Source organism: Rhizohabitans arisaemae (genome assembly GCF_025996515.1).
Classification (GTDB): Bacteria; Actinomycetota; Actinomycetes; order Streptosporangiales; family Streptosporangiaceae; genus Rhizohabitans; species Rhizohabitans arisaemae.
In genome coordinates this window covers 382,345-394,883 of sequence record NZ_BLRH01000021.1, presented here as the reverse complement: position 1 = coordinate 394,883, position 12,539 = coordinate 382,345, and the positions used below count along the sequence as shown (strand labels likewise).

11 protein-coding genes are annotated in these 12,539 nt (G+C 70.6%); 7 read left to right on the top strand and 4 right to left on the bottom strand.

The window, feature by feature from the left end:
* Window positions 1-93 precede the first annotated feature (93 nt).
* A complete protein-coding gene (locus RUR_RS10110; protein WP_283134691.1) occupies window positions 94-444 on the top strand; it encodes a hypothetical protein in 351 nt (116 codons plus the stop codon).
* Window positions 445-601: 157 nt separating this feature from the next.
* On the opposite strand, the gene RUR_RS10105 is transcribed toward RUR_RS10110, so the two are convergent.
* The 3 genes from RUR_RS10105 to RUR_RS10095 form a co-directional block, all read right to left on the bottom strand.
* The gene (locus RUR_RS10105) at window positions 602-907 is read right to left on the bottom strand and encodes a hypothetical protein (protein WP_283134690.1); all 306 of its coding nucleotides are present in this window, start codon (window positions 905-907) and stop codon (window positions 602-604) included.
* 89 nt (window positions 908-996) lie between these two features.
* Entirely contained in the window at window positions 997-1,785 is a 789-nt protein-coding gene (locus RUR_RS10100; RefSeq protein ID WP_283134689.1) for an SDR family NAD(P)-dependent oxidoreductase, read from the bottom strand.
* A gap of 63 nt (window positions 1,786-1,848) precedes the next feature.
* Entirely contained in the window at window positions 1,849-2,520 is a 672-nt protein-coding gene (locus RUR_RS10095) for an FMN-dependent NADH-azoreductase (protein ID WP_283134688.1), read from the bottom strand.
* 94 nt (window positions 2,521-2,614) lie between these two features.
* Here RUR_RS10095 and RUR_RS10090 point away from each other — a divergent pair, with 94 nt between their 5' ends.
* On the top strand, window positions 2,615-3,115 hold the full coding sequence (locus tag RUR_RS10090; protein ID WP_283134687.1) for a MarR family winged helix-turn-helix transcriptional regulator: 501 nt from the start codon (window positions 2,615-2,617) through the stop codon (window positions 3,113-3,115).
* A gap of 287 nt (window positions 3,116-3,402) precedes the next feature.
* Complete coding sequence (locus RUR_RS10085; protein ID WP_283134686.1) at window positions 3,403-3,978, top strand: hypothetical protein; 576 nt, start codon at window positions 3,403-3,405, stop codon at window positions 3,976-3,978.
* Between the two features lie 142 nt (window positions 3,979-4,120).
* Here the strand turns inward: RUR_RS10085 and RUR_RS10080 are convergent, their stop codons facing one another.
* The gene (locus tag RUR_RS10080) at window positions 4,121-4,711 is read right to left on the bottom strand and encodes a beta/gamma crystallin family protein (protein ID WP_283134685.1); all 591 of its coding nucleotides are present in this window, start codon (window positions 4,709-4,711) and stop codon (window positions 4,121-4,123) included.
* A gap of 509 nt (window positions 4,712-5,220) precedes the next feature.
* Here RUR_RS10080 and RUR_RS10075 point away from each other — a divergent pair.
* The 4 genes from RUR_RS10075 (at window position 5,221) to RUR_RS10060 (ending at window position 12,533) form a co-directional block, all read left to right on the top strand.
* Window positions 5,221-5,547, top strand: coding sequence for a hypothetical protein (locus RUR_RS10075; RefSeq protein WP_283134684.1), 327 nt, complete (start codon window positions 5,221-5,223; stop codon window positions 5,545-5,547).
* A 354-nt stretch (window positions 5,548-5,901) separates the two neighbouring features.
* Complete coding sequence (locus tag RUR_RS10070) at window positions 5,902-6,858, top strand: alpha/beta fold hydrolase (protein ID WP_346349028.1); 957 nt, start codon at window positions 5,902-5,904, stop codon at window positions 6,856-6,858.
* 235 nt (window positions 6,859-7,093) lie between these two features.
* Window positions 7,094-9,175, top strand: a complete 2,082-nt coding sequence (locus tag RUR_RS10065) for a HelD family protein (RefSeq protein WP_283134682.1) — start codon at window positions 7,094-7,096, stop codon at window positions 9,173-9,175.
* Window positions 9,176-9,335: 160 nt separating this feature from the next.
* The gene (locus tag RUR_RS10060) at window positions 9,336-12,533 is read left to right on the top strand and encodes an AfsR/SARP family transcriptional regulator (protein WP_283134681.1); all 3,198 of its coding nucleotides are present in this window, start codon (window positions 9,336-9,338) and stop codon (window positions 12,531-12,533) included.
* Window positions 12,534-12,539 lie beyond the last annotated feature (6 nt).

Sequence of the window (12,539 nt, the reverse complement as noted above, 5' to 3'; positions counted from 1 at the left end):
GGGCGGCTTAGCCCCGCATGTCTCGATAAATGCACTTATTGGAAGTGGATTGCTCCAGGGAAAGAAATCATCTGTCCCATCAGGAGGATTGAGATGCGCAGGCACCACCCCCTCCGACGTCGTCTCGCCGTCGTCTTCGCCGTGGCCGTCGCCGCGCTGAGCGGCGCCGTCACGGTTCAGGCCCCCGCCCACGCCATCCCCCCGGGATGCGGCTGGTCCCTTTACTACGAGATCGACGCCAACCAGAACATCCTCGTCCACAACTATCTCGCCTGTGAGAACGGCGATATCACGCCGATGCTCGCGTCCATTCAACGGTACGTCTCACCCGGGGTGTGGACCACCGTGGCCAGTGGCCATGGCACGGTCGTCTACTACTGTGACGGCCACGCGTACAACGTCTACCGCGCGGCGGGGGATGAGTTCGCCAACACCTGCGGCTAGAAGCCGGCTCCGCGTGGACGGGCCTCTCGTTTACCGGCCTTGATCGAGGACGCCGCCCAAGTCCAGCCACCTGGGCGGCGTCCTCCCTCCGGCAGCTCCGGCTGATCTGGCCAGGAAGAGAACATCCGCTCCTCAGCCGTCCTCGAAGTCGTCACCGCTATGCCGATCGCCGGAATCGCACAGTGACAGTCGAGCGAGGGTCCCGCTCCCTGGGCCCGGTGATGAGATCTTTCATGCCGATGACCGCGATGGCCAGGCGGTATCGTTCAGAACTCCATGCCGCCAGCCGGGTCTTGTGCTTATCCGGCTTCTCGGCGATGACCACCTCGGTGGTGAGGAACAGCGCGGCATCGACTGCCGTCCGGTACTGCCGGAGGAACTCCGGACGTTCCCGTTTCGGCAGGTCATGCAAGATGACCAGGGGATCCTGCGGGTCTTCCTCGCAAGCAGGTTGCCCGCTCATGACGTCACATTACCGATGGCGACCTAAGATCACCGTCTTGCTGTGGGAATCACCCCCATGGCCCCGACCATCCGATCTGGACAAGCCCGCTATCTCCCGAAATAGGGAGCGCGGGCGGCGGCCGTACCGTCTCTGATCACCTCGCCGGTGAGGTTGCCGTTGGCTCCCGACCCCAGGAACACGACGATCCCGGCGACGTCCTCGGCGGTGGAGATCCTGCGGGTGGGCACGGCCGCGGCGAACGCGTCGAGGACCGGCTTGGGGATACCCGGACGCCCGTCGGTCAGCGTGAATCCGGGGGCGACCACGTTGACCAGGACCCCGTCCCGGCCCGCATCCCAGGCCAGGCTCCGCGCCAGCCCGTACAGTCCCGACTTGGCGGTTCCGTACGGGCCCGGCCCGGGCAGGCCCTCCTCGGCCACGCTGGAGGAGATCAGCACGATCCGGCCCCAGCCCCGGGCACGCATCCCGGGGAGGACCGCGCGGACCGTCGCCGCGGTCCCGACCAGGTTCGCGTCGATCATCGTCGCCCACTCCGCCGGTCCGACGTCCTCGAACCGCACGTCCGGGTCGGGTGGTCCGTCTCCGCCCCAGTGGACGGCGTTGGCGACGAGCACGTCGACCCCGCCCCACCGCTCGGCGACGCTCGCGACGGCCCGGTCGACGCTCGGCAGGTCACGCAGGTCAAGCCGGACGACGTGCGCCTGACCGCCGACCGCCTCGATGTCCGTTGCCGTCTTCGCGGCTTTGTCCGGGTTGCTGTGATAGGTGATCGCGACGCGGGTTCCCTCCCGGGCGAAAGCCCGCGCGGTCGCGGCCCCGATCCCGGTCGACCCGCCGGTGACCAGGACCACGCGGTCGTGCAGTTCGGTGTCCATGAAGCGGTCTGTCCTCTCTGTTCAGTGCCTTCCCGCCGGTTGGGTACGGCCTGCGGCCCACGCTCAGTCGCGGGACGGCGCCCCGGCGGGAAGCCGGGAAGCCAGGGTGCGGACCGCGTCGAGCGCGGCGGAGTGCGACGCCTCGTGTGTCCGGCGGAGACCGGCCAGGAACGGCATGACCGTCGCGTGGGTGAGCTCGGCGTGGACGAACGCGACATCCTCCAGCCCGAGCGCCGCGAAGTAGGCGCGCAGGTAGGGCTCCTGAAAGTCGTGGTGCTCCCGGGGTGCGCCCGGCCCGTAGGCTCCGCCCCGCGCGCTCACCACCACGGCCGACTTGCCGTGGAGCGGCAGCCAGGGCAGGGTCACCCGGTCGATCCAGGCCTTGAGCGAGGCCGGGACGGAGAAGTTGTACATCGGGGTGCCGAGCAGGAGCACGTCCGCTTCGAGGAGTTGCGTCACCAGCGGCCGGGTGACGGCCCAGCTCTCGGACAAGGCGGGCACGGCGGCGAGGACCTCGTCCATCTCCGCCAGGCCGCGTACCCCGTTCACGCCGGAGCGGATGGCGATCTCGACCCGCGCTTCGTCGAGGGGCGGCACCGGGTCGGCCACCAGATCGCGGTAGGCGTAGAACCCGTCCGGGTTGGCGGCCCGCCACTCGGCGACGAAGACCGCGCCGAGCCTCCGGGAGAACGAGCCACGTCGAGCGGAGGCGTCCAGGTGGAGCAGGTTGACCATAAAGTACCACCGACTTCAGATCGTCTGAATTCACAATCAATATAGAGCAAGATAGTTGAAAAACAAGAAGGTTTTGACTTGCTACCATGCTGCCATGGCCGCCACGCAAAGCCCGTCCGGCGACCGGCTCCACGAGGACCTGCACTGGCTCTTCGCCCGGCTCAAGCAAGGGCTCGCCACTGCGGAGACCGCCGTGGTCCGGGAGCACGGCATGACGCTCTGGGGATACACCGTGCTGATGGCCGTCGCCGACGCCCCCGCCCGCACGCAGCTCGCCCTGGCGCAGGCCGTATCGGTCGACAAGAGCAAGCTCGTGCTCATCCTCGACGAACTGGAGGAGGCCGGACTCGTGGGACGCCGACCGGACCCGGCGGACCGCAGGGCGCGCATCATCGAGGTCACCCCGAAGGGAAGCGACACCCTGCAAGCCGCCCGCGCCGACGTCGAGGCGATCGAGGACCGCCTCCTCGCCGACCTCGGCTCCCCGGCGAAGACCACGCTCCGGGAGACGCTCCGGCAGCTGGCCGGAGCTCCCGTCACCGCCGTCGAGGCGGGCCGGCCTCCGGAAAACGCCTGCGCACCCGTCCCGGACTGATCCGCAGAGGGAACATCGGTTCCGGATACACCGGCGGCATCGGGGAACCACCGGGACCGGGAGAGCGTGGTGCCGGATTCGCACCGCCTGCCGCCGAAGTGATCCCGGCGAATTATCCGGCTACAGCCGTATCCTCCGCCGGAGCGCCTCGTTGAGCCGGGTGAACGCGGTGCCGTCCCGGCCGACGCCCTGACCTGCCGCCCGGCCGTTCCGGCGAGCAGGCCGTACGCCGCCGCGCCGGAGGTAAACCGGATGCGAAACCCGGTGGCCGCGTCTACCGTGACGGCATGGACGTCACGTTCACCCGGACCGGCCGTCGCCGTTACTCCACCGTCGTCGAGTCACCGGGCCGGGAACCGCAAGGGATGAATCCGGCGCCCGGCTACGACGACCACATCCCCCACGATCTCCTGCACTACCTGGTGGAGGCCGAGCTGGGCCTGACCTCCGGGGTCTACGGCCGCGCCGCAGCCGGAGGCGGAACCTTCATGCCCTTCGGGGAAACCGTCCGGGACCGCCGCGGCCACCACCGGGCCAGGCGCAGGCAGGCCCGCTCCGAGGCGCGGCTGGGCCGAGCGGACAGGTCGGACATGGCCACCTCGGAGTTCTTCGCCGGTGTCTGTTTTGTGCTGTGGCGGAAGCGGAACTCACCCCCGCAGGAGAGACCCCCGTGGATCCCGCCCCTCGACCTCACCGCCGACCAGGAGCGCCAGGCGGAACGGATACTGGCGAGGGTCGATGAGATCGCACCGATCTGGCGTGACCTGGGCCCCGGTGACTCGGTCACCTTCACCTGGCCGCAGAGCAGTCCCGTCGGGGTAGGTCGCGGGCTCCGCCCCGTACCGGATCCGCGAGGCCGGTGACCCCGGGGGTGCTCCGCGGCTCTCGGAATTCCACTCGAAAGCAACCCGAAAAGCCGGTGCCCGAGGTATCCGGGCACCGGCTTCTCATTCGGGGTGGTGAATCGCGCGGGGTCACCGCCGTGAATGGGTTTCCGCGCTATGGTTACGGGATTCCCGCATACGAACTGGCGAGGTCGTTGAAGCCGAACACGCTGAGGTCGGGGAACGCCACGTAGGGGAGCCCGACCAGATAAAGCCGCCGGCCGCCGTACCAGGTGTGCTCGAAGAGAATGTTTCCTCCCCAGGCCTTCGCGGACGACGCCTTGTCGTTGAACTTGTAGGGCCACCACTTGAAGTTGGGCCAGGTGGCGGTGAAGAACTTCTGCTTGCCTTTGAAGTTGGCGTCTTCGTAGAGGAGCACGGAGCCGACCGTGCTGAGCTTGTGATACAGGTCGACCCTCTTCTCGTGCTCTTCGGCGCTGAAGTCGTCGAGATCGCAGCTGAGCAGGTCGTCGGCCCGGCTCTGCGCCCGCTGCAGCAGATAGTATTCGACCGCCAGATCAGGATCGGTGACGACCTCTCGCCGGATGGCGTCGATCCGGTCTTCCGTCCTTTTCAGGCTCGCGGTGAGCTTCTCATCGAATCTGCCGATCAGGTTCCGACAGTCATTCAAACCCAGGTCGCGGTGGATCTCGGGTTTCGAGTCACCGACCTGAACAACGACGACGTTTCTGCCGTCGTCAACCACTGACATGATCTTTCGCCTTTCGTCCTGCCAAGGTGCGTCCCCAGCATTACACGACAGGTGAAAATTGACATCATGCCGGAATGTTGACTTTTACACATTCACCGCTGGATCAAAACTCATATCGATCACCTAGCCCGTCGACGCCGATGTCCAGAGATCCTCTGATCTTCATCGGCGAACACCCAATGGAAACGAAACCTAATTGATATTGACCGGACGAGCGGAAAGACAAAAGCTCTACAGAAAACACCGAGCCATTTGTGCGGTGTTGCCCTCTCGGCAGGAGGGGGAACCAAGGTCCGCACCGCAGTGCCGTCACCGTGTCCACCGCTTGCGGCCCCGCTCCGGAAAGTGAGCACGTCTCCCCCATGCCCCTGATCCGCATCCGTGCGACCATCGACGCGGTGCCCGAGGAGGCGGGCGGGCTCCATGCCACGGCCCCTCGCGACCGAGGCCGAGTACCGGCCGCGGCGGCGAGGCAGGCATCCACCCCCGATGACGGCGGAGGACCGACGATGCATGTGACGATCACCGCAACCGGAGAGACGCCCCGGCTCGAAGTGGAGGACGCCGACGACTGCAGCCGCCTGCACATCCACGCGGACGGCTTGGACGACGAGACCGTCGGCGAAGCGCTTCGCACCGACGGGATGGGCCGACCGGCCGGAGCCGGCCGGATGTGGCTGGACGTGCGGGCGCTCCGCGAGCGGGCCCGCACGGGCGCCCGGTCCGACGACTGGGACGAGCGGTTCGACGCGATGCTCGGCTACGCCCGGCGCAAGGGCTGGCTGAGCGACGACGGCACCTGCGTCGCCGCGCACCTGAAGCGTTCGGAGAGCTGAAGGGGATGCGGCACTCCCCCTGCCGCCGTGGCCGACCGTCCGGCCGTTCCCCTCGGTGCCTCGATGAGGCTCACGACGCACGGCCCCGCCATATCGGCCGTACGGACCCATCGGCCACCGTGAGGAAAGGCGAGCGGGAAGACCCGCCGACGGCGTCCGTGGCGGAGACCGGAGCAGGATTCGCCGACTTTCGCAGGCGTTCTCCGAGTCCTTTCCACAGCGGATCGGAGAGAAAGACACCGACGAACGCCCACATCTCCCCGGCCCTTGCGGCGGATCGCCGATACCAGGAAATCCCATAATCTCGCCCCAATTGGCTTGATTATATCATGAATTCGCCAAATATCATATTTGATGACACATTGGAATCCAGTCCGAATACTTGCTAGATTTCCGCCAATGAACGCAATTCACGGCAAGTTCGTAATAGCTGGAAATCTTCGGCTATGGACGGAGCAGTGCGGCGATCCGGCGGACCCGCCGATCCTGCTCGTCATGGGTACCTCCACTCCGGGGGCGGGCTGGCCGGACGAACTGGTGGAGGCACTCGCCGCCGGCGGGCGACAGGTGATCCGCTTCGACCACCGGGACACCGGAAGGTCCGACTGCGTCGACTTCACCGCGACCCCGTACACGATGGCGGACATGGCCGCCGACGCGATCGCCGTGCTGGACGGGTACGGGATCGTCGCCGCGCACATCGCCGGGGCGTCCCTCGGCGGCGCGATCGGGCAGTGGCTCGCGGTGCATCGGCCCGAACGCGTGCTCAGCCTTACCGCGATCATGACCGGCCCGATGGGCCACAGCGCGGGACCCGCCTTCGCCCGGGCCCTGGCCGGGCTGGAACCGGATCCCCACGACCTTCCGCCGCCCACGCCGCGGTTCCTGCGGCACCTCGCGGGGTCGGCGACCGTGGCCCCGGCCGGTCGCGCGGGACACATCGCGCGCAACGTGGAAACCTGGCGCGTGCTCAACGGCGATGTCCTGCCCTTCGACGAGCCGGCCGCACGACGGCTCGCCGAGACCGCGTACGACCTGGCGAGCGATCACGCCGCCGCCGCCAACCACGATCCGGCCGGAAGGACGATGACCGACGACCGGCTCGTCCCGCTCTCCTCGATCGCCGCACCCACGCTGGTCGTCCACGGCACCGAGGATCCGCTGCGTCCGCTGCCGCACGGCGAGGCCCTCGCCGCGCAGATCCCGCACGCACGGCTGACGGCCGTACCCGGCATGGGGCACAGCTTCCTCTCCCCCGGGCTGCCCCGCCGGATCGGCGAGATCATCCTCGACCACACGTCGCACGCCTGAACCCAGCCGTTCTCGGCGCTCCGCACGGATTCCAGGCGACGCGGTTCACCGCCCGCAGGGGGCGGCCGTTGTACGGACAGATGTCGGCCGGGGCCGGGTCCGCAGTGAAAGAGTGGTCGGGCGGCTGCCGTGCATAGGTAAGTCAAGCCTTACTTTTAGGGGAACTTGGTCGCATAGTGGAGGGCCTTGACGAGGGAGAGGTTGACCACCGGTGCGGTTCGACGACGATGGCGCTGTGCGCCAGGCGGAGGCGGAGGCGGAGGCGGAGGCGGAGCAACTTCACGTGACCGCCGCGTACCGCCTCCTGGATGAGCGGCTCGCGGACGTGCGGGCGCGGCTGGCGGACACACTGCGGACGGGGGCGGCCGGTCCGGGCGAGGTGTACGCGCGGGAGGCCGCCGCCGGGCATCTGGCCGGCCGGGTACGGCAACTGGAGGGGGCGGAGGAGGGGCTGGTCTTCGGCCGGATCGACGCGGTGGACGGGACGGTGCTGCACCTTGGGCGCATCGGCCTGCGGACGGACGAACACGAGACGCCGTTGGTGGTGGACTGGCGGGCGGAGGCGGCGCGACCGTTCTACGAGGCGACGTCATTGCGTCCGCTGGGGTTGCGGCGGCGGCGTCACCTGCGCGTCGAAAGCCGCCGGGTGTGTGCGGTGAGTGACGAGCTCCTGGACGGCTCGCCGCCGGCCTGCGGCGATGTCGTGGGCGACGGCCCGCTGACCCAGGTGCTGGAGGCCGGACGGACGGGGCGGATGCGGGCCGCGGTGGCGACGCTGCAGACCGAGCAGGACGCGATCGTGCGCTCCGCACACCGCGGGGTCACGGTGGTGCAGGGCGGCCCCGGTACGGGCAAGACGGTGGTCGCGCTGCACCGGGCCGCCTACGTGCTGTATGCGTTCCCACGGGTCGCCGAGCAGGGCGTGCTGATCCTCGGCCCGAACACGCGCTTCCTCGACTACATCTCCCAGGTCCTTCCCTCCCTCGGGGAGAACGGCGCGGTCCTGGCGACGTGCGCCGGCCTCGCACCGGTGACGCCTTCCGGCGCCGAGCCCGCCGCGACGGCCCGACTCAAGGGCCGGGCCGAGCTGGCCGACGCCCTCGCGGCCCTGGTCCGCTCCCGCCAAGTCGCACACCACCGCTTCGCCGTGCAGGTGGGACGGGATCTGATCCGCCTTCCCGGCGAAGATGTGGCCAGGGCGGGGAAAGCCGCCACCACAAGCGGCTTGGCGCACAATCCGGCCCGGGCACTGTTCAAGCGGTACCTCGCCGACCTGGTCGTCGACGCCCTGGAACTGGCCGTGATCACCACCCTGGAAGCCATCGACACCGAGGCCCTGGAGAGCACCGGCCTCGACCTCGACCAGGCCGTGGAGGCCGACCTGCGCGCCCTCGGCCTCGACGGCGCACCGACCGCGGCACCGGAGGCGGAGTTCGACGCGGACGCCGTGCGCGGCGCCCTGCTCGACGATCCCCGGTTCGACCACGCCGTGGAAACCCTGTGGCCGCGGCTGACCCCCGATACCGTCGTCCACGCCGTCCTGGCGGACGCCGAAGCGATGGCCCTCCACCTGCCCTCGCTGACCGACGGGGAACGGACGCGGCTGCTGCGCGCTCCGGACGCCGGCTGGACGGATGCCGACGCGGTGCTGCTGGACGAGGCCACGGCCTTGGTCGAGGGCCTTCCCGAACGCACCTTCGGACATGTCGTGGTCGACGAGGCTCAGGAACTGACCGCCATGCAGTGGCGCATGGTGCTGCGCCGCTGCCCTTCCCGGTCGATGACCCTGGTCGGGGACTTCGCCCAAGCCGGCCCCACGGCGACGGCACGCAGCTGGGCCGAAGCGTTGGAACCACACCTGAGCACCCGATACGCCCTGCACACCTTGACCGTCAGCTACCGCAGCACCCACGAGATCCTGTCCGCCACCCGTGACCTGCTCGCCAGGATCGCTCCCGACCAAGCGCCGACCCCCGCGCTCCGCCACGGCCCGATCCCCCGCGAGCTCACCACCCACCGGGATGCGGTCGTCACCGTCCTGGCACCGGAACTCCGAGCCCAGGCCACGGCACACCCGGGCGATCTTCTCGCGGTGATCTGCGCGGACTCCAGAGCAGCCGAACTGGCGGCCGCCGGGATCGACCGGTGGGCCCGTGTCGTGCCTGTCTCCCAGGTTCGCGGCCTGGAATTCGACGCCGTGGTCCTCATCGACCCGCCGGAGATCGTCGCAGCCCGCCCCTGCGGCGAACGCGACCTGTACGTCGCCCTCACCCGGGCCACCAAACGGCTCTGCACCGTCACCCTCCGGTCGGCATGACGGATTCCCCGGCCCCGTTACGGCCTGTTTCATCATGCTCGTCGCGGGTTGCCGGCGCTCTCGGGGGGAGAGAGTCCAGGTGGACGGGGTCGCAGCGGGGCAGGAGACGGCGGTGCGCCTGGCTGTACGAAGTGTCGGTCGGCTTCCATAGGCTGGGACGATGCGATTCGGAGTGCTGGGCCCGCTCGCCGTGTGGACCGACCACGGCGAGCCGGTCGTGATCCCCGGGCGCAAGGTGCGGGCGCTCCTGGCCGACCTTCTGGTTCGTCAGGGTCACCCGGCGTCGGTGGACCGGCTGGTCGAGGACCTGTGGGACGAGGCGGCCCCGGCCGACCCGACGGCCGCGCTGCACGTCCGGGTCTCGCAGTTGCGCCGGGCCCTGGCCGGTGCCGAGCCGGGTGGCCGGGAGCTGGTGGCCTCCCAGGCTCCCGGATACGCGCTGCGGGCCGAGCCCGGGGCGGTGGACGCGGCGCGGTTCACGACCTTGATCGAGCAGGCGCGGGAGGCGGGCGATCCGCGGATCCGCGCCGGGCTGCTGACCGAGGCGCTGGGTCTGTGGCGGGGTCCGGCTTTGGCCGACTTCGCCGACGAGGAGTTCGCCCGGGCGGCCGTGGCCCGGTGGGAGGAGCAGCGGCTGGCCGCCGTCGAAGCCTGGGCCGAGGCCCGGCTGGAGCTGGGCGAGCACCACGTGCTGATCGGCGAGCTCGGCGAGCAGGTGGCCGGGCACCCGTACCGGGAACGTCTCCGGGCGGCTCACCTGCGTGCCCTGCACCGGGCCGGGCGGACGGGCGAGGCCCTGACCGGCTTCGCCGAGTTCCGGCACCGGCTCGCCGAAGAGCTGGGCCTGGACCCGGGCCCCGAGCTGACCGCGCTGCACCAGGCCGTCCTGACCGGCGACCCGTCCGAGGACGCGCCGGATCCTGCTCCACGCCCGGTCAAGCCCACCTCGAACCTGCCGGCGCCGGTGACCGAGTTGATCGGCCGGGACCACGCGCTGCAGCGGGTACGGGAGCTGCTGACGACCGGTCGCCTGGTCACGCTCACCGGCCCGGGCGGGGTGGGCAAGACCAGTCTGGCCGTCGCGGTGGCCCGGGCCGTGGCCGGAATGTATCCGGAGGGGGTCTGGCTGATCGACCTCACCACGTGGGACGGGCAGGGTGACGCGGCGGAGCCGCTCCTGACCGCGTTGTCCATCCCGGATTCGCCCGGCGGCGCCGGGTCGCCGGGCGAGCGGCTGGCGGCGACCCTGCGGGACCGGCGGACACTGCTGGTGCTGGACAACTGCGAGCACGTCGTGGAGCCGGTCGCCGAACTGGTCGGAACCCTGCTGGCGGTCGCGTCCGGCCTGCGCGTGCTGGCCACCAGCCGGGAACCGCTGCGCCTGCGCGGAGAGACGCGCTGGGACCTGCCGCCGCTGGAGGTGCCCGACACCGACGACCCGGACCGGCTGGCCCGGTCTTCCGCCGTACGGCTGTTCCTCGCCCGTGCCGGGTTGACCCCGGCGCCGGAGACCACCGCGGACGTCGCGGAGGTGTGCCGGCGCCTGGACGGCATCCCCCTGGCGCTGGAGCTGGCCGCCACCCGGGTGCCCGCGCTGGGCGTCCCCGAGCTGGCCGCCCGGCTGAGCGTGACCCGGGATCGATTCGGGCTGCTGGGCACCGGACCCCGTGACGCCCCGGCCCGGCAGCGCACCCTGGCCGCGGTGATCGACTGGAGCTGGCGGCTGCTGACCGAACCGGAGCGGGCGGTGCTGCGCAGGCTCGCCGTTCACCCGGGTGGATGCACGCTGGCCGCGGCCGAGGCGGTCTGCGCCGGGGACGGGGTTTCCGGCGGCGAGGTCCTGGACCTGCTGGCAGGCCTGGTGGATCGCTCGCTGGTGACGCGGGCCGACGGGCCCCGGTTCCGATTGCTGGAGTCGGTCTCCGCCTACTGCCTGGACCGGCTGGGCGAGGCCGGTGAGGAGCCTGCGCTCCGGCGGCGGCACGCCGACCACTACCTGGCCCTCGCCGAGCAGGCCGAGTCGCGGCTGCGCGGGTCCGGTCAGCGGGAATGGCTGCGCCGGCTGGACGCCGAGGCCGCCAACCTCCGGGCGGCCCTGGACACCTTCCGGCGTGAGGGGGCGGCCGAACCGGCGCTCCGGCTGGCGGGGGCACTGGTGTGGTACCGGCTCCTGCGCGGCCGCCTCACCGAAGCGGGCCGGTCGCTGGCGGCGGCGCTGGCCGTGCCGGGCGAGGCGCCGTCGGGGCTCCGCGCGGAGGCCGAGGCCTGGTACACCGGCCTGGCGATCCGGCAGGGGCAGGCCGGTCCTGAGCGGGTGGCGGAGGTGCTAAGGGAGTACGAGAAGGCGGCGGACCCCGTCGGGCTGGCCCGGGCCGAGTGGTTTCTGGCCACGGCCGTCATCGAGTTCGGGGACGAGACGACCACCGGGGAGATACTGGACCGCGCGTTGCACAGGTTCCAGGCGGCCGGGGACCGGTGGGGCGAGGCGCTGGTGCTGAGCACCCGGGCCATGCTCGCGCACCTCCGGGCCGACCCGGCCGCACTGGAGCACGACGCCCGGCGCAGCGCCAAACTCTTCGGCGAACTGGGCGACGACTGGGGGGTGCTCCAGGCCACCGACTGGCTGATCGGCCTGGCCGACCTCACCGGCGACCAGGCGGAGGCGGCCCGGCTGAGCCAGGCCGACCTGCGAACCGCCGAGGAGCTGGGGCTGTGGTCGGACGTGGCCGCCCGGTTGGCCTGGCTGGCCTGGATCTCGGTCGAGGTCGGGGACTACCCACGCGCCTACGAGTACGCGGAGCAGGCCAAGAGGCTCACCGCCGAGCAGGGACAGCGGGTCCGGGAGGTGTTCGCCACCATCGGCCTGGCGTTCGCCGCCCGCCGGGCGGGCAAACTCGACGTGGCCGAGGAGCACCTGACGTGGCTGGTCTCCGCCGCCCGGGACCAGCAGGCCGAAGCCGGGGGCGGCCACCCGCCGTACCTGTCGATGGTCCTGGTCGAGCTGGGGCTGCTGGCCGGACAGCAGTGTGATCCGGCTGCGGCGCTGGCCTGGCACCGGGAGGGCTTCGACGTCTTCCGGGACCAGCGCTCGGGGCCGGGCATGGCGTGGGCGTTGACCGGGATGGCCGCCGCTCTGGTGCCGGCCGGGCGGTCCGGCGTGGCCGCACAGCTGCTCGGCGCGGCCGAGACCGCACGCAGCCAGGGTGAACAGGCGCTGTCCGATTCGGATCGTGACGAGCTCGTACGGATCACGGCAGAGGTCCAAGCGACCGAACCCGAGTTCGCCGTCCTGTTCGCCCGCGGTGCGGGGCTCACTCCCGAGCAGGCCCGGTCCCTGCTGGACGAGGACCGGGCCTGATGCCCC